General features: G+C 41.6%; 21 protein-coding genes, 1 tRNA gene and 1 other RNA gene. 10 read left to right on the forward strand and 13 right to left on the reverse strand.

Features of this window, described 5'->3' with window-relative positions:
- Nucleotides 1–115 precede the first annotated feature (115 nt).
- The 10 genes from HYS07_02405 to HYS07_02450 all read right to left on the reverse strand — a co-directional run bounded on the left by HYS07_02405 (nucleotide 116) and on the right by HYS07_02450 (nucleotide 11,030).
- Nucleotides 116–1,795, reverse strand: coding sequence for a type II/IV secretion system protein (locus HYS07_02405; GenBank protein MBI1870027.1), 1,680 nt, complete (start codon nucleotides 1,793–1,795; stop codon nucleotides 116–118).
- A gap of 15 nt (nucleotides 1,796–1,810) precedes the next feature.
- Complete coding sequence (locus HYS07_02410) at nucleotides 1,811–3,343, reverse strand: Rne/Rng family ribonuclease (GenBank protein ID MBI1870028.1); 1,533 nt, start codon at nucleotides 3,341–3,343, stop codon at nucleotides 1,811–1,813.
- A gap of 65 nt (nucleotides 3,344–3,408) precedes the next feature.
- A complete protein-coding gene (gene rodA / locus HYS07_02415; protein ID MBI1870029.1) occupies nucleotides 3,409–4,500 on the reverse strand; it encodes a rod shape-determining protein RodA in 1,092 nt (363 codons plus the stop codon).
- An 8-nt stretch (nucleotides 4,501–4,508) separates the two neighbouring features.
- Nucleotides 4,509–6,260 carry a penicillin-binding protein 2 gene (mrdA, locus tag HYS07_02420; protein ID MBI1870030.1) on the reverse strand — a complete coding sequence of 584 codons (1,752 nt, stop codon included), beginning with the start codon at nucleotides 6,258–6,260 and terminating at the stop codon, nucleotides 4,509–4,511.
- The gene (locus tag HYS07_02425) at nucleotides 6,242–6,718 is read right to left on the reverse strand and encodes a hypothetical protein (GenBank protein MBI1870031.1); all 477 of its coding nucleotides are present in this window, start codon (nucleotides 6,716–6,718) and stop codon (nucleotides 6,242–6,244) included. Before HYS07_02425 ends, mrdA begins: the two co-directional genes overlap by 19 nt.
- Before the next feature lies 1 nt (nucleotide 6,719).
- Entirely contained in the window at nucleotides 6,720–7,538 is an 819-nt protein-coding gene (gene mreC, locus HYS07_02430) for a rod shape-determining protein MreC (GenBank protein MBI1870032.1), read from the reverse strand.
- 2 nt (nucleotides 7,539–7,540) lie between these two features.
- On the reverse strand, nucleotides 7,541–8,557 hold the full coding sequence (locus HYS07_02435) for a rod shape-determining protein (GenBank protein ID MBI1870033.1): 1,017 nt from the start codon (nucleotides 8,555–8,557) through the stop codon (nucleotides 7,541–7,543).
- A gap of 138 nt (nucleotides 8,558–8,695) precedes the next feature.
- On the reverse strand, nucleotides 8,696–8,926 hold the full coding sequence (locus tag HYS07_02440; GenBank protein MBI1870034.1) for a hypothetical protein: 231 nt from the start codon (nucleotides 8,924–8,926) through the stop codon (nucleotides 8,696–8,698).
- Between the two features lie 68 nt (nucleotides 8,927–8,994).
- Nucleotides 8,995–9,960: a hypothetical protein gene (locus HYS07_02445; protein MBI1870035.1), complete on the reverse strand. Its 966-nt coding sequence runs from the start codon at nucleotides 9,958–9,960 to the stop codon at nucleotides 8,995–8,997.
- A 56-nt stretch (nucleotides 9,961–10,016) separates the two neighbouring features.
- Complete coding sequence (locus tag HYS07_02450) at nucleotides 10,017–11,030, reverse strand: arginine N-succinyltransferase (protein MBI1870036.1); 1,014 nt, start codon at nucleotides 11,028–11,030, stop codon at nucleotides 10,017–10,019.
- 152 nt (nucleotides 11,031–11,182) lie between these two features.
- On the opposite strand from HYS07_02450, the gene HYS07_02455 reads away from it, so the two are divergent.
- The 6 genes from HYS07_02455 to HYS07_02480 all read left to right on the forward strand — a co-directional run bounded on the left by HYS07_02455 (nucleotide 11,183) and on the right by HYS07_02480 (nucleotide 15,454).
- Complete coding sequence (locus HYS07_02455) at nucleotides 11,183–12,115, forward strand: omptin family outer membrane protease (GenBank protein MBI1870037.1); 933 nt, start codon at nucleotides 11,183–11,185, stop codon at nucleotides 12,113–12,115.
- A gap of 41 nt (nucleotides 12,116–12,156) precedes the next feature.
- Nucleotides 12,157–13,230, forward strand: a complete 1,074-nt coding sequence (gene dinB / locus HYS07_02460; GenBank protein MBI1870038.1) for a DNA polymerase IV — start codon at nucleotides 12,157–12,159, stop codon at nucleotides 13,228–13,230.
- Between the two features lie 320 nt (nucleotides 13,231–13,550).
- Entirely contained in the window at nucleotides 13,551–14,210 is a 660-nt protein-coding gene (locus HYS07_02465) for a 1-acyl-sn-glycerol-3-phosphate acyltransferase (GenBank protein ID MBI1870039.1), read from the forward strand.
- A gap of 24 nt (nucleotides 14,211–14,234) precedes the next feature.
- Nucleotides 14,235–14,771, forward strand: a complete 537-nt coding sequence (locus HYS07_02470; GenBank protein ID MBI1870040.1) for a phosphatase PAP2 family protein — start codon at nucleotides 14,235–14,237, stop codon at nucleotides 14,769–14,771.
- Nucleotides 14,772–14,869: 98 nt separating this feature from the next.
- Nucleotides 14,870–15,118 (forward strand): transcriptional regulator/antitoxin, MazE, encoded by a 249-nt coding sequence (locus tag HYS07_02475; protein ID MBI1870041.1) that lies wholly within the window; start codon nucleotides 14,870–14,872, stop codon nucleotides 15,116–15,118.
- Nucleotides 15,119–15,454 (forward strand): type II toxin-antitoxin system PemK/MazF family toxin, encoded by a 336-nt coding sequence (locus HYS07_02480; protein ID MBI1870042.1) that lies wholly within the window; start codon nucleotides 15,119–15,121, stop codon nucleotides 15,452–15,454.
- Between the two features lie 10 nt (nucleotides 15,455–15,464).
- Here the strand turns inward: HYS07_02480 and HYS07_02485 are convergent, their stop codons facing one another.
- A complete protein-coding gene (locus tag HYS07_02485) occupies nucleotides 15,465–17,054 on the reverse strand; it encodes a DUF1957 domain-containing protein (protein MBI1870043.1) in 1,590 nt (529 codons plus the stop codon).
- A 348-nt stretch (nucleotides 17,055–17,402) separates the two neighbouring features.
- On the opposite strand from HYS07_02485, the gene HYS07_02490 reads away from it, so the two are divergent.
- Both HYS07_02490 and HYS07_02495 read left to right on the forward strand, forming a co-directional pair.
- The gene (locus HYS07_02490; GenBank protein MBI1870044.1) at nucleotides 17,403–17,612 is read left to right on the forward strand and encodes a hypothetical protein; all 210 of its coding nucleotides are present in this window, start codon (nucleotides 17,403–17,405) and stop codon (nucleotides 17,610–17,612) included.
- A 910-nt stretch (nucleotides 17,613–18,522) separates the two neighbouring features.
- Nucleotides 18,523–19,125, forward strand: a complete 603-nt coding sequence (locus tag HYS07_02495; protein MBI1870045.1) for a hypothetical protein — start codon at nucleotides 18,523–18,525, stop codon at nucleotides 19,123–19,125.
- A gap of 308 nt (nucleotides 19,126–19,433) precedes the next feature.
- On the opposite strand, the gene ssrA is transcribed toward HYS07_02495, so the two are convergent.
- Together ssrA and smpB are read right to left on the reverse strand one after the other, a co-directional pair.
- Nucleotides 19,434–19,839, reverse strand: a transfer-messenger RNA (tmRNA) gene (ssrA, locus tag HYS07_02500).
- Nucleotides 19,840–19,969: 130 nt separating this feature from the next.
- Nucleotides 19,970–20,437 carry an SsrA-binding protein SmpB gene (smpB, locus tag HYS07_02505; protein ID MBI1870046.1) on the reverse strand — a complete coding sequence of 156 codons (468 nt, stop codon included), beginning with the start codon at nucleotides 20,435–20,437 and terminating at the stop codon, nucleotides 19,970–19,972.
- Between the two features lie 60 nt (nucleotides 20,438–20,497).
- Here smpB and HYS07_02510 point away from each other — a divergent pair, with 60 nt between their 5' ends.
- Together HYS07_02510 and HYS07_02515 are read left to right on the forward strand one after the other, a co-directional pair.
- Nucleotides 20,498–20,794: a 4Fe-4S binding protein gene (locus HYS07_02510; protein ID MBI1870047.1), complete on the forward strand. Its 297-nt coding sequence runs from the start codon at nucleotides 20,498–20,500 to the stop codon at nucleotides 20,792–20,794.
- 335 nt (nucleotides 20,795–21,129) lie between these two features.
- Nucleotides 21,130–21,211 (forward strand) — tRNA-Leu (locus HYS07_02515).
- Nucleotides 21,212–21,216 lie beyond the last annotated feature (5 nt).

The following is a 21,216-nucleotide window of genomic DNA, read 5'->3' on the forward strand; positions in this document are numbered from 1 at the left end:
GGGGATGAAAATCAAAATCCAAAAATCAAAATGCAAAATGACAAACCAAAAATCAAAATTTTTCCACGCAATGGCACTGGAAACATTTGGGATTTTGATCTGTCATTAAAATAAGTCACTTCCCAATCTCAGCCACCCTCAACACCTCATCCAAACTGGTCTTGCCCTGCCGAACCTTTTCTAACCCATCTTGGAGCATGGTTTTCATTCCTGATTCAATGGCTTTCTTTTTGATCTCGCTAGCAGCTACCTTTGAAGAAACAAGTTGGCGAATATTATCATTCAATTCTAAAAGTTCAAAAATCCCCATCCGCCCTTTGAAACCCGTATGACGACAAAACCGGCATCCTGCTCCTTTCATGGGAGAACTCCCCTCCAGCTGATACATTTGAAGGACTTTTTGAGAAAGGGACTCCGTCTTTTTACACTTCTCACACGTAAGACGAACCAAGCGTTGGGCTACAATTCCAATCACAGAAGAAGAAACTAGAAAGGGTTCAACCCCCATTTCAATCAATCGAACAGCCGCCCCTGCGGCATCATTGGTGTGAAGTGTGCTAAAAACCAAATGACCTGTCAGCGCTGACTGAGTGGCAATACCCGCCGTTTCTGAATCTCTGATTTCACCCACCATAATAATATTTGGATCTTGCCTAACGATAGACCTCAAACCTGAGGCAAACGTTAAACCAACCTTGGGATTGACTTGAATCTGCCTCACAATTTCTAACTTGTATTCGACCGGATCTTCAATGGTGACAATATTCTTTTCAAGACTGTTAATACTCCTTAAAGCTGCATAAAGAGTGGTCGTTTTCCCACTCCCGGTCGGACCGGTCACTAAGATCATTCCGTAGGGTTTCTTAATCAAACACTCAAAACGCTGATAAATTCCACTGGAAAAACCCAACTCTTGAAGATGAATTTGTAAGGCCTTGGCATCCAGAATTCTTAATACGATATTTTCGCCATGTACCGTTGGCATAGTCGAGACACGAACATCAATTCGCTTACGATCCACTTGAGTTGAAAAACGACCATCTTGAGGAACTCGACTTTCCGCAATATTTAAATCCGCCATGATTTTGGCACGGGAAATTAAAATATTTTCATATTTTTTTGGAGGGGCTGGAACCTCATGCAAAACACCATCCACTCGAATGCGAACCCGCAAGCGATCCAGTTCAGGCTCAATATGGATATCGCTTGCTCCTTCCTTCACTGCATGTTCAATCAAAAGATTTAAGAGCTGAACCGCGGGCTGATTCTCTCCCAAGGTAAGCGTTTCCAAAGGAATCACAGGTACTTCCTTGATCTCTTCCCCTCGCTGAAGATTTTCCACCAACGTCCCCATGGAATGATGAGCCCCGTAATATTGGTCGACCATTTTCAAAATTTCAGATCGTGAGCCAATCACAGGATCCGGCTCAAAACCAGATTCTTGACGAATCTGGTCCAAAGCCAACACGTGACTTGGATCCACCATGGCAACGACCAAATTTTTATGAATTTTGAAGAGAGGGAAAACACAGAATTCCTTGGCCGTACGAGCGGAAATAAGCTGAACAACTTCAGGATCAATGCGGTAATCAGTGACTTCTATAAAGGGAAGTTTTAAAATTTTGGCTACGGTTTGAAAAAAAATACTTTCGCTCACCCCTTCTTGATCTAAAACAAGCTGATCAAAAGCCTTGCCCTTTTTAACTCCGAAAAGAATCTTTTCAAAGTCTTCCTGAGAAATAATTTTTGCATCGATGAGTTCTTTTCCAATTTCTGAAGCATTTAGCTCATACATGAAAGAACCTTTTTTCTAATATACGATCTTATAATCATCTAAATTCAGTTCCACATCCTTCTCTATTTCCAATTTTCCCTTTAGGCTCCTCTCCATCTGTACATAAATTTCCTTTTCTTCTGTTAAAAGTTTATCGGCAACCTTGGGATGAAGAATAATTTTGGACGAGGTTATTTTTTTCTTTGCGACAATGCTTTTGAGTTCTCGCAAAACTTCAAGAATAATGCTTGTACTGGATTTGATACTTCCTAAACCAGAGCAAACAGGACAAGACTCGTAAAGAGCTTTATTGGTACTTTCTTGAACTCTTTGGCGAGTCATTTCCACAAGTCCGATCTCACTGATAGGAAGAATATTGGTCTTCGCCTTATCTCTACGCAGACACATTCTCAATTTTTGAAGAACCTTCATCTGATTTCTTTTGGTCTTCATGTCAATTAAATCAATAATAACAATGCCACCCACATTGCGAAGTCTCATTTGTTTAGCAACTTCTTCTACGGCCTCCATATTGGTTTCAAGAATCGTTTCCTCTAAATCATTCTTTCCAACATTCCGACCTGAATTAACATCAATGGCAACAAGGGCCTCTGTCTGTTCAATAATTAAATACCCTCCCGTTTTTAGCCATACCTTTCGATCAAAAATTTTCTTGATCTCTTTTTCAATTCCTATATGTTCAAAAATGGGTTCAATTCCAGAATAAAGTTCAACTTTTGACCTCAAGCGGGGAAGAACTGCACTGACAAACCGTTTAATCTTTCGAAAATCATCCCTGGAATCTACCACTAAACGTCCCACGGATTCAGTGAAGGCATCCCTTACGGTCTTCAAAGCCAAGTCTAGTTCCGTATGAAGAGAATTAGGGGCTGTGTACTCTTGACGGCGGCGTTCAATCTTTTTCCAAAGCCCTAGCAAGTATCTTAAATCCCGAATAAAATACTTTTTATGCATCCCCTCTCCAACGGTACGAATAATAATTCCAACATTTTCTGGAACATTGAGAGACCATAGAATCTCGCGAAGTCGGGCCCGCTCAGTTTTATCCATAATCCTTCGTGAAATACCTCGGCGTGGATCATCCGGGAGTAAAACCATATAACGACCCGGCAAACTGATATTCGTTGAAAGCCTGACTCCTTTTGTTCCAATGGGATCCTTGATGACTTGGACCACAACCTCTTGGCCCGTTTTAACTAATTCATCAATGGTTGCCTTTTTCTGAGGTCGCTCCATAGGAGGAGGTGAAGCTTCCCCCTCACTAGGAGTTTTTACCTCTTCATCAATTTCTTCATCTAAAATATCCCGATAGGCATCGCTCGGATTAATAATATCTGAAACATGAAGGAACCCATTTTTTTCCAGCCCTACATTCACAAAAGCAGCCTGAATTCCAGGAACAACATTTTCAATAATCCCTTTATAAACGCTCCCCACCAAACGCCGATCGGATTCACGTTCGATCGAGAAATCTTCCAGTTGTCCATCCTCTAAAAAGGCGATTCTTCGTTCCTTTCCTTCACTGTTAATAATAATTTCTTTTGACATAGATTTATCCTCTCAAAAACAAAATTTAAATTTTAAAAACCTGTGACTCTCAGGAGTCAAATTTCCTATCGTAAGTTTTTCGCTATATGAATATTTTCTATGAAACCTAAACATGCCATGATGGTAATCAGATGAGATCCCCCATAACTGATGAGTGAAAGTGGAATTCCTGTAATAGGCGCAACACCCACGGTCATTCCCGTATTAATGATCACATGAGCTATGAGAACCAGTACAAATCCAACGGCCAACAACCTTCCAAAAAGATCCTCAGAAGATGTTGCCACTTGAAGGGCGCTTAAAATCAGAAGCAAATACGCCAGAAGAACCATCCAACAGCCTATAAAGCCCCATTCTTCCCCTAGAACAGAAAAAATAAAATCCGTATGACGTTCTGGGACAAAGTGAAGTTGACTTTGCGTTCCTTGAAGCCATCCTTTACCAAACCATCCCCCCGATCCAACGGCAATCTTAGATTGAATGGCATGATAACCAGATCCTAAAGGATCTCGATTTGGATTTAAAAAAACCATTAGCCTCTGGCGTTGATAGGAATGAAGAACACTCCAAATCACAGGAAGTGACAACACACTTAAGAGAATCATTCCAACCAAATATCGGAGGCGAGCCCCTGCTATAAAAAGCATCCCCAATAACACAGGGACAAGAACCATCGCCGTTCCTAAATCGGGCTGTTTTAAAATAAGAAGCATCGGAATCCCTACCCAAATAGTCGAAATTAAAACATAAGAAAGTTTGAATCGATCTTCGCGACGCTCTGATAGATATCGAGCCAGCATGAAAACAATTCCCATCTTTGCAATCTCTGAAGGTTGCAAAGAGAAGAATCCAAAATCAAACCAACTTTTTGCTCCATTGTGAATCTGTCCGACCCAAAGAACAAGAACGAGCATCAATAAACTTGAAAAATAAAAAAAAGGAGATGCCAAGTTGAGCGTTCTAAATTCCATATTCATGGCAAACCAAAATGCAATCAATCCCACTCCAATAAAAAAGAGCTGTTTATGAACGAATAAAAGAGCGCCCGAATCTTGATAAGAGGCGCTGTAGATAAAGGCAAGACCGATTCCCAATAAAAAGAGCATCAGAAACAAAATTTTTAAATTTATAAATTTAAGAGCCCGTAAAGGAATCATCCTACCCCCTACAAAATCCTTTCATAAATCTCTTTGGCCAGAGGAGCGACGTCATGCCCTCCTGATTCCACTCCCTCGACCAAAAGAACCAAAACATATTTTGGATTTTGAGAAGGAGCAAATGAGACAAACCAGCCATTCTTAATCATTTGATCATGCTGAACAACTTGAACCGTTCCCGTCTTCCCAGAAATTTCTACTGAGTCTAATCGTGCCGCCCGACCGGTCCCATCCCCTTCATTGACGACCTCCCACATCCCTTTTTTAATCAAAGAAAGAACCGACGTGGATAAACCCAACGAACCTTTTTCTTTGGGACCCATTTCAATCAAAGTCCTTCCATCCGGAAGAACGACTTTCTTCACTAAAGAAGGAGAAAAAAGCTTTCCCCCGTTGGCTAGGGTCGAAACCATCACAGCCATTTGTAAAGGAGTCACAGAAACAAACCCTTGTCCAATAGCAAAATTGGCCGTATCCCCTCGAAACCATCCCTCATGCAATTTCTGGCGCTTCCAAAGGGGAGAAGGAATGACTCCCGCTCGATCACCTCCAACATCTAGCCCTGTGGGTTCTCCAAAGCCAAATTTCTTAGCGTATTTGGCCATTCGCTCAGGCCCTAAATTAAGTCCCAGTTGATAAAAAAAAACATTGCATGAATATCGAATGGCTTCCTCTAACGTCACCTCTCCATGCCCTAATTCCTTCCAGCATCTGAAAGTGGAACCCCCTATTTTCACGGAGCCTGAACAATGGACAAGACTGGTTTCATTCATCACTCCTGTATCCAATCCAGCACTGGCGACCACCAACTTAAAAATAGAACCCGGGGCATAACTTCCTTGAAAGACTCGATTCATCAAAGGTCGATTAGGATCTTTAAAGAGCTTTAGAGCTTCTTCCTTCAAATCAGGTTTAATAAACACATTTAGATCAAAACCAGGTCGGCTGACAGCAGCCAAAATCTCACCTGTATTGGGATTCATCACAATTCCGACGGCTCGTTTTTCTCTCAAAATTTCTTCGAGCGTCTGCTGAATTTTCATATCCAAAGTAAGATAAACATCTCGTCCGCGAACAGGCCTTTTAATGGACAAAATTTGTTCTCGATACCCCCGACTATCAACCTCTATTTGCATTCCTCCTGACTCTCCTCGTAAATAAGATTCACAACTATTTTCAACCCCTGTTCGTCCAATAACATCTAGCCAGTGATAACCTCTATCCTTTAAGGTTTCGTACTCTTGTCGATTAATCGCTCCAACATATCCTAAAATCGAAGAGGCACAGTCCCCCAGGAGATAGGCTCGAACAGGGTTTTCCTCTACGGTCACCCACGGCATTTTAAACCTTGCCTCTTCGACCTGAGTTAAAAGATCCATATTCACATCCCTCTCAATCGGGACTGAAAGATAGGCTGGGCCATGATAAGATCTCGTAACCTGTTCTATTCTGTCAGGGGTTGTCCCTAACGAGGCCGCCAAAAAATTCAAAGGCACTTTTTTTCTTTTAATGGCTTCGTACTCTATCGCCACATCAAAACTTGGCCGATTATCTACCATCACAAGCCCATGACGATCCAAAATTTTTCCTCGTGGAGCTGGGATCCAAACTCTACGAATTCTATTGTCTTGTGAAAGCCCTAAGTAACGTTCCCTCTTTATGACTTGAACATACCAAAAAACTCCAATCAAAGAGACAAGCGTAAAGGTAACCCCAAACTTTAAAATAAAGAGCCTGCGGTCTAAACCGAATTGACCCATCGATGCCGTCCTCGAAATAGTCGATCTAGCAAGGGATAAATAACCACGGTTAATAGACCTGTTTGAACCACCGCTTTGAAAAGAATACTCAAAGTAAAGGGTCTCATATTTCCTTCGAATCGATTTAAACCCCATTCAAAAATAAATCCAACACCCATCCCTAAGGCGACCCCTCCTAAGCGAGCCAGCAAATGTTCTTGAAAAAAAATTGAATGGAGGAATTTAATGACAAAAAAAGAGCCCAAAAGACTCATGGACTTCACCCCTAAAGACTCTCCTGACAAACCGTCCCAAATAAAACCTCCGATTAAAGAAAAAATAACGCCGCTCAGCCAATGACGTCTCATAAAAAAATAAAAAGAAATAAGAGAAAATAAATCAAAATATCCAAAAATTTTTAACTGACTTTGTAAGATCACACTCAAAAAAATAAGAACCGCTTCTTTGATCCATTCCATATTAAGACTCTAACTCTTTAATTCCTCTTTCTTTTGTCATCACCACACTCACCTCTTCCAGTTTTCCAAAATGCACCTCGGGGGAAACCTCTGCATATTGAAAAAGCCCCTCTGCATCATCCTGAACTTTGACCACCCGACCGATTTCAAGCCCAGGCGGAAAAAAACGACTTAAACCTGAAGTCACAACACGATCTCCCGGCTTCACTTGGGCTTCCCGAGGAAGAAACTTCAAAACGCAAGATAACCCTCTCCCCTCAAGAATTCCTATTTCCCGTGTCCTTTCGACCACCGCTCCCACTTTAGAATTCTCATCAATAAGCAAGAGAACACGACTCCACTTGGGCATTACCTCAACAATTTTTCCAGCCACACCCTCATAAGATAAAACGGCCATTCCAGGTTCTAAACCGTCTTTGGCCCCTAGATCAATCCACACACTCTCATTCCAACGACTTGGGGCCCTTCCCACCACCCGAGTACTCAAAAGAACTGAAGAACTCTCCTGAATAAAATGAAGAAGATTGACCAGCCTTTCATTTTCAAGAGAAACGTTCTTAAATTGGTCTCTTTCAAATCTAAGACGCGTCACTTCTCGCTTTAAATGATTTTGTTCTTCCTCTTCTTGAGAAAAATTTCCTAAAACGAATAAGAAATTTTTGGCTCGATTTATAAATCGTTCAGAAAATTTAAGAATAGGGACACTGGTCTCGTTAAAAAAAAATGACCAATGACGAGTCAATGCTCTAGGAAGGCCTATCAAAACAAGAGGCAGTAAGGAAAATAAAGCAATATAAATCAATAGCCGGCTTCTCGACAAAACTAGACCCTAGCGTTATCAGTGACAATGACCTTCTTCAAGAAGTCTAACTCGTCCAGGACACGCCCTGTGCCCATGGCGACAGCACTCAGCGGATCATCTGCCACATTAACCGGGAGTCCAGTTTCTTCAGCCAAGAGTCGGTCGATTCCTCTGAGGAGGGCCCCTCCACCTGCTAAAATTAAACCGCGATCAACAAGATCTGCCGCGAGTTCTGGAGGACAACGCTCAAGAGAAATTCTAACCGCCTCAATAATCGTAGAAATCGTTTCTAAAAGCGCCCCGCGAATTTCTTCAGAATTAATAACAATGGTCTTGGGTAGTCCCGAGACAAGATCTCTCCCTTTTACATCGATGCTGATTTCTTCAGGTAAAGGAGCAGCTGATCCAATTGCAATTTTAACATTTTCAGCCGTCCTTTCTCCAATCATCAAGTTATAGGTTCTTTTCAAATACTGAATAATCGCATCATCCATCTCATCTCCACCCACCCGCACGCTCTTAGAAAAAACAATCCCGGCCAGGGATATGATTGCAACCTCAGTGGTCCCTCCACCAATGTCGATAATCATATTACCCGCAGGTTCTTGAACGGGAAGCCCTACCCCAATGGCTGCAGCCATGGGCTCTTCAATTAAATATACTTCCCGTGCCCCTGCATGAAGTGCCGAATCCTTAACAGCCCTTTTTTCCACCTCGGTAATTCCAGACGGAACTGCGACAACAATCCTGGGTCTTACCAAGGCCTTCCTATTATGAACTTTTGTAATAAAATAACGAAGCATACTCTCTGTAATTTCAAAATCAGCAATGACACCATCTTTTAAAGGACGAATAGCCAAAATATTTCCAGGGGTTCTTCCCAACATTCTTTTAGCTTCATTTCCAACCGCAAGAACATTGGAAGTTCCTTTTTGGATGGCGACAACAGAGGGTTCGGTAAGAACAATGCCTTTGCCCTTCACATAAATCAAAGAATTGGCCGTTCCCAAATCAATTCCCATATCACTTGAGAACATGCCTAAGACAAAATTAACGATACCCAAAGTTACTCCAAACGTTTTTCAACAATGTTAATATAACTTAAGTCAAGCGTTTCGGTCACCTGTTGCCAGTCACCTGTCGCCGGTAACCGGAAACTGGCGACTCCGTAGTGATTATTGCTCAGTCATGACCCGCTGAACAGGACACTTCCATGACTGGCCTAACGTACACCCTTTATAACAGACATATCCACTCAGTCCCAGTCCTAAGAGACTTCCGACAATAAGAATCCCAGCAATGACATTACCGAGAGTTTTAAGAAAACCTACTTCTTCCGTTGCCTTCAAGGCTACAAAATAGCCCATGCCCATCACAATCAACAATAAAGGGATTTTGCCAAACATAGCTCAATGACCTCCTAAATAAAGTTTTTAGGAATTTTAACATGTCCTTTTAAGCTTCGCTATCAAAATTAATGGTCAAAATCATTTTTTAGTTTTAAAAGTTGTTCTTTATCAAAAACAGGGCCTAAGTCTAAAATCATACATTTAATCGATCCCCCTCCCTTTTCATAAAATTCAGAGACGTCTATTTCAATAGGGATCATTGCTCTCTCTACCAATTGATCCAGCAACCTACGACTCAAACCCTGAGGAATGAGTAAAAACCTCCCCTCATCTGTCTCTAAATAAAAAGAATTAGCTGCATAGCGAAAGGCATCCTCCCCAGAAAGAGCAATTAATTTTTCCCCAAAGGCATTTTTCAGCACTTCTTGACTTTCAGAAGACAAGGCTAATAAATAACTCATCACATATTGACGGTGTAGGCCAAAAGAACAGCAAACGGTATCTCCATGATAAAAACGCTCGTCAATAAGCTCCAAGGGTAAAATTTTTTCTGGAGAAATATATTTCTTTACCTTTTCTAAAAAAATAAAATCGGTTCTAAAACCATAAACTCGCTCGTAAGGAGGAAGCCCCCAACGCAATTTAAAATGAGGCCTGATAATTCTACCATAAGTAAAAATAGTGTAGGATCCCGCTTGGAAAAAGTCTGCTTCCCCTTCAAAAGGACAATCAACCCCTTCAATTTTAAATCCAAGTTTTTCAAAAAATTTTTGATAGTAAAATTCCTCTCCACAGCGTCCTTGATTCAAACGACTCATTAAAAAAATCTTTTCTGAAAAGGGGCGAAGGCCTTCTTGATCCATCACAACGCCTGCATTGGCCGGAAAAACCATTCCTGGCCAATCCTTTTCAGGAGGCACAACCAACACTTTAACTCCCAATTCGCTGAGTTGATCCTTAAGCCGCTTCCATTGCCGAATCGCCTTCTCAAGCGAAACGGACTGTCGCAATCCCCAACGATTCCTTGTATGAGGATTGTTACCCGCCTTAATACGAAAATAAGTGGGATCGCCTAAGACAATCGCTCGCATATGGGTCGCCTGTTACCGGTCACCTGTTACCCGTCGCCGGTAACTGGAGACTCAAGTTATATTTTATAAAACCATATCTTCTCGCCTTGACGAAGCTGAAGAAATTTAGCAACTCTTTCTTCTAACATCATCCCTGTTTTTAAAAGATTTGCCGTCGCCAAACTTGCGCAAATCTCTCCCTTTTTTTCTACCATCACAATCCCTTCCATTAATCCCGACCCTTTCAGCGCATCTAAAAATCGATATTCTTTTGTCTCTCGACAGACCCTAATTTCATGGGTTTTAGCCCCATATAAGGGTCCTCCATCAAAAGGATCAATTTGATGAAGATACTTAAAACCTATTTTTTCCAAAAGTACTTTTGCAGGAATGGTATGAAACCCTGGCTCCTCTAAAACTTTCTGAACACGTTCAGGTAAAAGACAGGTATAAATTTTTTCTGAAGGAAACAGGGATAAAATAAATTCTTTATTACGAATGCTTAAACGGTCGGCTCGTGCGTACGATAGCCCTGTAAAATGTTTCCCCAAAACATTCCACAGTGGATTTTCTCCCTCGGGATCAAGATAGGCAAGAAGCTCGGCCAGAATCCGTTTCTGAAAGCGTCCCGGATGGGCTTTGATATACATCATTCTTACATAAGATAAAACTTTTCCGATTCCACACCCATGACCTCGATAGTGAGGATCAACCACAAGCCCCCCAATTTCAGTCGCCCCATCAGAAGTCGAATGAAGTTTAATATATCGATGCGAAACTTTTTTATGAAGCGTCTTACTCTCCATGCAATCTTCTCCGACCTCACAAAAGATAAAGGGATTTTTAGGGAACCCTTTTTTAGCAAGAATTTCGGAAGTCCCGACAATCTTCCCTGAAGAAATTTCCTCAGCAACCAATACGTAACGCCCTTCATGAAGAAAAGAAAGTTTCCCCTTAAAAGAACGATTTGAAACTTGAATCATCTTTGCTAGAAGCAGGCGGTCTTTAGGAAGATTGTAGGTATTAAGCATTGCCGCGAGACGAAAGAAGGAAGGTAAATCATTTGATCGAATACTTCTAATCACAAACATATTCTCACCTCAACGATAAAAACCGTCACCGGTCCCCCGTCACCAGTAACCGGTAACAAAATCCATTGTAACATACGCCTCGCTTTAAAGTGATTGAAAACCCTATGATGAGTTACTATAATATTGATTCATAAAGTCCGAAAGGAAAACACATGAAAAACAAAATCGTTCTATTGCCTACCCTTTTTTATTTTATATTTTTTTATTCCCAACTTCCTCATGCCTCAAACCTCGAGACGGATTTAAAAGTCAGCGATGGCTACCGCGTAGATCATTTCGACTGGAATATCGCAGGAGATATCAACGGACAAAACCCGAACATCCTTTCAGAACTCACTTGGAAAGATTTAGAGATCAACGAAATCAAGGGAGAGGAACAAATCCTCATTCACAAAAAAATTTTACTTAAAGGTTCCATCGCCTATGGCTGGATTCTGGATGGTAAAAATCAAGATTCTGATTTTGCAGGTGACGACCGTACCCTTGAATTTTCCCGTTCCATCAACGGTGCTGGCGGGGGGAACACACTCGATGGTTCACTGGGGGCCGGGCTCCAATGGCATTTTTTTAAAGGAAATCTGTCCCTCACCCCTCTTGGCGGTTATTCTTATCATGAGCAAAATTTAAGAATCGGAGATGGGATTGAATTTATTCCTACTTCAGATTCTATTGTATCCATCCCCCTCACAGGCCCGACCGACACGTACGATACCCAATGGAAAGGACCCTGGATCGGTTTAGACCTCGTGACCCAACCCACTGAAAAAATAACTTTATCCCTCGAGTTTCAATACCACTGGGCAGACTACGAAGCTGTGGCAGACTGGCATATGAGGGAAGACTTCGCCCATCCTGTGAGCTTTCGTCACGAAGCGGATGGAAATGGAATTGTCTTTTCGATGGGAACGAATTACGCATTGTCCCATCATGGGTCTATTTTTTTTAACATCGGATTTGAGCAATGGTCAACGGATCCAGGGATTGATCATACCTTTGTGTCAGACGGAACCGTTGAAGATTACCGCTTGAACGAAGTTAACTGGAAATCCCTTGTCATGAGACTGGGGTTAGGATTTCATTTTTAATATTTATAAATTAAATACCTTCATCTGCTTCCCGCAACCGTATGCCATCACGAGCCATCATTCACATCGACATGGACGCCTATTATGCTTCGGTGGAGGCTAAGGATCATCCTGAACTGAAAGGAAAATCAATTATTGTCGGGGGAAATCCCCAAGGACGAGGAGTCGTTTGCTCAGCCTCTTATGAGGCAAGGAAATTTGGGGTCCGGTCCGCCATGTCTTCGGCCCAGGCAGCACGAATTTGCCCTCAGGCCATTTTTATCTCTCCTCATTTTGAACGATACGAAGAAATTTCTAATCAAATCATGAATATTTTTCAAAAGTATACGCCTCTCGTGGAACCCCTTTCTCTTGATGAAGCCTATCTTGATGTCACCCAAAGCCCAAGGCTTAAAACAACCGTTACGGATCTGGCAAAAGAGATCAAGTCAGAAATTGTTTCTCAGACAGGGCTCACGGCATCCGCCGGAGTGGGTCCCAATAAATTCATCGCAAAAATCGCATCTGATTACAAGAAACCCAATGGACTCACCGTGGTCAAACCTAAAGAAGTCATTTCATTTATCACTCCCCTTCCCATCCGAAAAATGTGGGGTGTGGGAGAAGTCACCGAGCGACATTTCAAAAGCTTAGGAATCCAGACCATTGGACAATTAAGAAAATTCCCAATTAAAAAATGGGTCAACGAATTTGGAAAATCAGGCTATTTTTTCTACCAGCTTTCTCATGGCCAAGACAATCGACTGGTTGAGGCTCAGACAGAATATAAATCAATCGGTCAGGAAACGACTTTTGAAAGAGACACCCTCGATATGAAATTTATGAAAGAAATTCTTTTTGAACTCTGCCAAACTGTCTCCGAACGCCTCTCCCAAGATACTATCAAAGCTCACACGATCACACTCAAAGTAAAATATTACGACTTTAAATCTATTACACGGAGTAAAACCTTACCGACCTCTATCCACAAGGCCCATGACATCATGAATGTGATTCAGGTTCTTCTTCCCAAAACAGAAGCTGGCCAAAAAGAAATAAGACTTTTGGGCGTCTCTCTTTCAAGTTTTGACCCGAAAGACTCGCTTCAGCTTTTACTTTTTAAAGATTTACTATAAGCAGATAGGCTCATCTGCACAAAATATGATTCTTATCCTGTAGAAAAAATTTCTAAAACAGGTACACTGGTACAGACTCAGAAAATTTTGTGCCACCGCGAGGTCCGAAGGGCCGTGGCGATCTTGAGCAAAAGACGAGATTGCTTCGCTATCGCTCGCAATGACGGCGTAACAAGATTTGCCGCGTTTGTATTGGTATTCTTAACCCAAGGACAGCGATAGGAAATGAGAACCGAGACGCAAGAGCTTGAGCCATATTGGCCTGAAGAAAACGTAGGCATACACTGACAGGTGTCTGTCGAGGCTTTCTGAAGGCCAAGATGGCCAAGATCTTGCGTCGAATTCCAGTAGCGCATGCTCAATGCTATTGGTGGGCCAGCAGTCTTATTCGGTTAAACCCCTACTGGAAACTTCGTGTCAGAGGTCTTGAAAATATTGATCGGAATCAAACCTATGTGATCGTGGCCAATCACCAGAGTTTGGCAGATATCATCGTTCTATATAAAACCAAGATGCAATTCAAATGGGTTGCAAAAGACGTTCTCTTTAAATTACCGCTCGTCGGTTGGTGTCTCAAAATCGCAAAACATATTCAACTTTCACGGGGAAATTATTCAAGCATCAAAAAGTCCTACCATGAGGCTGAGGAATGGCTGAGGAATGGGATATCCGTCCTTTTTTTTCCAGAAGGAACTCGTAGCACCACCGAACAAATGAACAAATTTCAAAATGGTGCTTTTAAACTTGCCCTTCAGGAAAAAAAACCTATTCTACCCATTGCCATTAACGGTACGAGAGACGCTATTCCTAAGGGAGACTGGCTTTTTAAAACAAAAGTCTTGGGCACGTTGCACGTGCTTAAACCGATCGACACCTGTTGCTTTGAAGTTCATGAATTTAACCGCCTTAAAAATATAGTTCGTCTAGAATTAGAAAAAGAAGAAACGCTGAATGAACGCTCCACAATCTTGACACATTGACTTGTTTAAGAATACCATCTCTCCATGGAATTTTTTGCACATTGGGACCAGGCAGTTTTTTATTCGATTAATCATCTTCAAAATCCTTTTTTGGACGCCTTATCTCTTTGGGTGGTAGAAACAAGACAACTCACCTGGCTTGTCCTTATGATCCTATTCACCTTTCTTTCAAAAAGAAAAGATCGCTGGAGAATTGCTATTGTTGGAATTCTTCTTCTGGTAAGCGTTGACTTTCTTACACACCTTTTTCTGAAGCCTTTTTTCCACAGACTTCGACCCTGTCATGTCCTTCAGAACGTTATTTTGAGGGTCCCCTGCCCTGCTTCAGCCTCATTTCCATCAGGCCACGTTTTCGACATTTTTACCCTGGCCGTATTTTTCGGTTTTTATTACCCAAAATGGATTGGGACCTTGAGCTTGGTGACGATCCTGGTGAGTCTCTCAAGGATTTATATTGGAGTTCACTATCCCTTGGATGTTTTAGGAAGCGCCGCTTTAGGAACTCTAGCAGCGTTTTTAGGAAGAATGATCGAGAAGAAATTAAAACGAAAACAGTCTTAAGGGGTGAGACGTCTTATTTTTTTCTATTGATTCTACAGCTTAGAAAGGCTATACACATAGTATACACATAGTATATCCAATCAGAAGGGGCGTGTCGTATGGTGACCAAAATTCAAAAATGGGGAAATAGTCAAGGTCTTCGTGTCAGCAAAGATGTGCTTGAAAAAGCCCATATTACCATTGGAGATCAAGTGGATATTAGAGTCAAGAAGTATGGTATTCTCATTCGACCGGTTCATCAAGTACGCGGGAAATACAATTTGAGAGAACTCGTGCGTCAAATGCCCAAAGGTTATAAACCGACTCGCGAAGTATGGAATAAACCTACGGGTGAGGAAGTTTGGTAAATGTCGAGCTATGTGCCCCACAAGGGTGATTGGGTCATACTGTCATTCGATCCCCAAGCAGGCCATGAACAGAGAGGACGAAGACCCGCACTGATTGTAAGCAATGATTTATTTAATCAAGCTACTGGTTTTGCCATCGCTTGTCCCATTACAAACACAGATCGTAAAATTCCATTTCACGTCAAAATCCATCCCCCTTCTTTACTCACAGGTTTTGTGATGGTAGACCAAGTAAAATCAATCGATTATCGAAGCCGAAGGGTGAAATACATTGAACGAGCACCAGAGGTATTGCTAGAGGAAGTATTAAGTATTTTAGATGCCAGTCTCTTCTAAATAACTATTTTTAAGAATACACCTGATAATTTAATTCTGGGAAAATATTATCCTGTGATTCTATCTCATTCAAAAAGGTTTCGTTCACTCTGGTTTCAGAGATCTGCTGATAGAGATCATTAAACTTGAGAAGATGTTCTTTCGTTCTTTTAACCGCATAATCGACCATCGTTCCCGTTTTCATGATAAAGGCCCAATCGCTCGACTGCGCTAAAAGAAGCTCACGAGCAGCCTGGCGAATCGCCCGACCGGTCAAACCATTCGAGGAAGCCTCTCGATTGGCCAATTCAACCATACGATCGGTGGCCTGATGAAGATGACGATAAATCCAATCGTTCGTTCCATTCAGCCAAACCTCATTAAACCCCCTATATCCCCACGTGGACATGGAAGGGGTTGAAACTTGATGGGTGGGATAGGCATCTAAATACTCCATCGGCTGAATCAACTTAAAGGTCGTCTGATCATAATATATTTTTCGAATTAGAAAATTGAGCCACTCGGGTCCTTCATACCACCAATGCCCAAAAAGCTCAGCGTCATACGGGGCCACGATAATCGGCTTTCGGTCCATTAAACCAGAAAGAAATTCAACCTGATTCTGACGATTAAACATAAAATTACCCGCATGATGAGCCGCCCTTTCCGTCGCATTCGAGGGAGAATAAGTTTTTTTATCTGCTGACGGACCTGTAATGCGGTGATATTTAATCCCGGTATGAACCCTTTTCCCATCGGGGGTAATATAAGGTTTGACATAATCAAAATCTAAATCAAAACCAATGTCTCGATAGAAGTCACGGTATTCATAATCCCCTGGATAGCCTTCGATCGCACTCCAAACCTGCTTTGAAGACTCCAGATCACGTGCAAAAGCAGCCACACCTGATGGGCAATAAATCGGAGCAAAAACCCCATGCTTGGGGCGAGGAGAGGCATGTAAAATTCCATGCGTTTCGACAAAGAAAAATTTAAGACCTGCCTCTCTCAAAATTTCATCAATCCCAGAGGCATAACCACATTCGGGAAGCCAAATCCCCCGAGGTCGTCTTCCAAAATGTTTCTCATACTGTTCAACAGCAATTTTGACCTGGGCTCGAATGGCCTTCATTCCATTGGCATTCACTCCCATGAGAGGAAGAAATCCATGCGTGGCTGCACACGTCACAATCTCAAGCTTTCCAATATCCTGCAGATTTTTAAACGCCTGAAGAATATTATTTTGATAATGATGGGCAAAAACTTCTTTCGCCCTCGTGAACTTCCAGTAATACATCAAAGCCAACTCATGAAAATCAGGCTGCCAGCGGGTACGCTCCACCTCTTTATTAGCAAGCTCGATTAATTTTTGAATGTGTTTCAAATAACGATACTGAAGAAGAGGATCTGAGAGCATTGCAACTAGCGTTGGGGAAAGCGTCAGGGTCATTCGAAAATCAACTCCATCCCGCACGAGACCATTAAAAACGTCAATGAGCGGGATGTAAGTCTCTGTGATTGCCTCATAAAGCCAGTTCTCCTCCAGAAAATACTCATACTCCGGATGGCGAACAAACGGCAAATGCGCATGTAAAACAAGAGATAAATAGCCTTTTTCCATAAATTTGCTACTACCTTACTAAAACTTTAGATCCCATTTCAAGAGTAGAAATGATTTTTTCGTAATTTCTAGGTTAAGAGCACTTGTGTCGAATAATAAGTATTAAATGATACCCGCATGAGACGTTTACACTCTTCGGACTTATATATCAACAAGGCTTTTTAGTAAAACTCCCCCGCAATGTCAATTGTTCCCCTTTACAGTTGCTTTTTTCTCTATCCCGCATCATTCTTGAATGTGTCAAAACGGCAGTGCTGGTAGTAGTAGAATAGTTTTACCCTGCTTTGAATACCCTGTTTAAGGATCATGTGGAACCCATGGAGGAATATGGTCTTTTTAAGAAAACATTTGAAATTCTTACTTGTGAGCCTCTCATTCATACTCATTTTAGCTTATGGTATTTTACTTCGTTATTTTTCTATGACCTCACGGGGTCTAGAATACGATGAGATTTGGACCCTTCGGCACTACGCCTTAGCAGATCACGTCACAGCGATCTTTAATGAATTGTCTATTCCCAATAATCATGTTTTGCATTCTCTCTTAGTAAGAATTTGAACACAGCTCTTAGGTGTTCAGGAATTCTCAGTTCGACTGCCAGCCTTGTTATCTTGGTTACTGCTTCTCCCTGTTGTTTTTTTTCTTTCTAAACAAGCTTTTTCTGACATGAGAATTTCTCTCCTATGTATGGTCTGGATCCTATTAAGTCCTGCACTGATTCATTATTCTAGTACCGCTCGTGGATACTCTCTTCAGTGCCTTCTTATAGCGATACTAAGTGGGTCTATCCTTTCATTATCAAAAAAACGAGAGACAAAAAAACTTGGTTTTTCATTTTATCGATAGCCGTTATTCCCTTTTTTTGCATGCTGACTCTGTCCAGCAGTATTTTCTTTTTAACCCCTATCATTTTGTGTCACCTGATTCACATCATTAAAGAATCAACTTCTCCTGAATCGAGACAAATTCATTTTTCAAAACTAAATATTCAAATTCTTGGAGCCTACGCATTCTCAATGGGTTTGTGTATCGCATGGTACCTTTTAAATTATGTTCAATATTATGATGCTTGGGCTGCACATCGTCAAATGCCCCAGCATCTGATAAGCGCACCTGTTATTTGGGTAAAACTTGTAATGGAAATCGCTGAGCCTCTTCCATTACTACTTCTAATCGCTTTTTTTCTTTTCTATCGAAATGATCATGTGAAGTGGATGATAGCCCTGTTTCTTTTTTTTCCTTGTATATCTGCCTTGTTATTGGGATTTGGACCATCGCGAGTGTACATTCCAATCTTGATATGGCTCTATATGACAGCGGCCGCAGGGTGCGTTTTAATACTAGATTTTCTAAAAAAATTTTATATGGCAGGATTATCTCCGCAATTTTCTTAACATTAGTGATCTTCATAAGTTTTTTTCACATCTACCTCTCCTTGCCCTTTTGGACACCACCCGATTGGAAAAAATTGTATCCGTCTATTGAACAGAGGATTGATGCTAAATCTTTTATCTGTTACCCCGTTTGGTCTGGAATCCCTATCCGTTATTATTATTTGGCCAAAGCGCTTGTTCAATCCGTTGTCAGAACGCCCCAAACGGTTGGATCATTTGTGAGTATTGGAGAAAAACCAACCATCAGTGGTGTGGATATTGAAACAGGCCATTCGGTTGAATTTGAAATACCTTCTAAAAAAGTTCAAGTTCTTGAAGAAGACCCTCGTCTTTATATCTTCTACCACGAGCTAAAAACCATGTCTCTATCGGAAGAAACGATTAAGAAAGATTTAAAAGGTGTAATCATTGCCTCCATTGGACCTTGTGACCCTCAAGTATTTCAGAAAATCCAAGAAGAACTGCTCAGCATGGGAGAACATGTTTGGGTTTTACTTAATCCTTTTCTAAAAGGGGAAGTGAAGGATATACGAAAAAATAAATTTGTGACAAGTGCAGTTTATATATCCAATGATCCCACCATAAAGATGGCCACTTTAGTTTCTTTAAAGAAAAAATTTGATCATTTCTTAACTTTTTATCTTCTTTCTTCAGAAATAGATCAGAAAAAGCAATAAGATGGTTTAAAGATTGATGGATTTTTTGTTGATTGTAAAAGATCATCTCATATCCCTCTTCACTTTTGATTGCCAAAAGGAGCAAAGCCAATTTATAACGAATCATCTCATAAAAATGGTGGAGGTGGTGGGAGTCCTTCTCCCCCGTCGCTTTCGCTCCTCCTGCGAAGCCGGCCGCAGTCGCTGACGGGCCGATAAAGCCGGCCCTTTTCCTCCACAGGAGGCGCTCCTGTCGGCTTCGACTCCCTGTTTTACATTAATTAATATCCTTTATTCCGCAATCTGCAATCCGACATCCGCAATTTAATATTTGGAGGTGGTGGGAGTCGAACCCACGTCCTAGAGCACTTCTGCAAGAGCCTCTACACGCTTAGGCTATTGTTTTGATCTCGCTCTTTTAAACTCCAATAGTCAGGATTTCAAAAGAGCCAGTTGGCATGGGTTTTCCTCGTCAAAGGTGCGCCATCTCCACCCTTGACCAGCCTGCTATGGGTCGCCTATTCAAGCCCTGCAGACATAAGCTTGATAGACGTGGCTGTCTAAGCAGCCAATGCCAACATTCGAGGAGCGAACTGAACCGTGTTCATCTTCTCGAACGCGACTACTTTAGCTTGATTGGCATGTACGATTGTGCCAGGTGTTTTAAGAGGCCTCCTGAGCAACCTCTGCGTGCCACTCCTGTTTCTATGCCCCAGTCGAATCCGTATCACCCCCAATTCAATTGCGAATTTCGGATTTCGGATTGCGGAATTTCAAAGATCAAACCTTACGAACTGAGAGAATGCTATCATACTTTAATAGAAAAATGTGCAAGAAAAAAAAGTATAAACGAGCCATTCTACCTTTAATTCCTTACATTCCTAACTCTTTGCTTCATCGCAGCTTGTGCCTCTCGATCGGATGCCTTTTTCTTAAGATCCTCTCGCTTATCACCTTTGAGTTTTCGCTCAGCCAAAGCCATTTCCACCTTCACTCTACCCCGCTTTAAATAAATAGAGAGTGGAACCAAAGTCAAACGTTTTTGAGTGAGCTTACCCACTAATCTTTGAATTTCATTTTTGTGGAGAAGCAATTTTCTTTTTCTTAAAGGGTCATGATTTGATCGATTTCCAAACGCATAAGGATCAATATGAAAATTATAAAGAATAACTTCCCCTCTTTCAATCAGCGCAAAACTGTCATTTAAGTGAGCCTTATGCCCACGAATGGATTTAACCTCTGTTCCTTTGAGGACAATACCTACCTCAAAAGTTTCCAGAATTGAAAAATCAAAACGGGCCTTCCGATTATGAATCAAAGTATCAGAACCCAATTGCCATCTCCTTATAAAGCGTGTTATATTAACAACACTTGAAGGGAATGTGGAGGAAAAATGGCAGAAGCATCTGTAACACCTATCGCAGCAAAACCAGTGCCGAAAAGGCCGCCCAAGCCAAAGGCCTTTGTCGATCGGGAAAACTGTACAGGTTGTGAGATTTGCATTCAATTTTGTCCAGTGGAACAGTGCATTATAAAAGTTCCTGAACCTTCCAACTGGCAACTCAATGGATATGTGAAAGTCGTGGAATCTAAATGTATTGGCTGCCGCCTTTGCGTCCGCGAATGTCCCTGGGATGCGATTTCGATGATGTCATCAAATCCTCTGTCTTCACCTGTAGCAACTGGCTAATCTTTTCGCTATCATTCTGCGTCCTTGCATAAATAAAATCAAAATGCAAAAATCAAACATCAAAATGACAAATTAAAATTAAAAAATGCAAAGCATTCTTGAATTTTGATTTTTGAACTTTGATTTTTGGATTTCTTTTCCAGACGGGCGGGTGGTGGAACTGGCAGACACGTAGGTCTTGAGAAGCCTATGGGTAAAACCGTGGGGGTTCACCCTGTCATCCGACAGGGTGCCCTGTTGTATAACAGGGCAAGTTTTTTTAAAATAATGATAACCCCTGGCATTCGTCGGGGTCCTCCATTTTGTAACCTCGCTTTGCTCGGACAAAATGGGGAGGGGACGTGGTGGAACTGGCAGACACGTAGGTCTCAGAAGCCTATGGGTAAAACCGTGGGGGTTCAACTCCCCCCGTCCCCATGAAA

Source organism: Chlamydiota bacterium (assembly GCA_016178055.1).
Lineage (GTDB): Bacteria > Auribacterota > JACPWU01 > JACPWU01 > JACPWU01 > JACOUC01.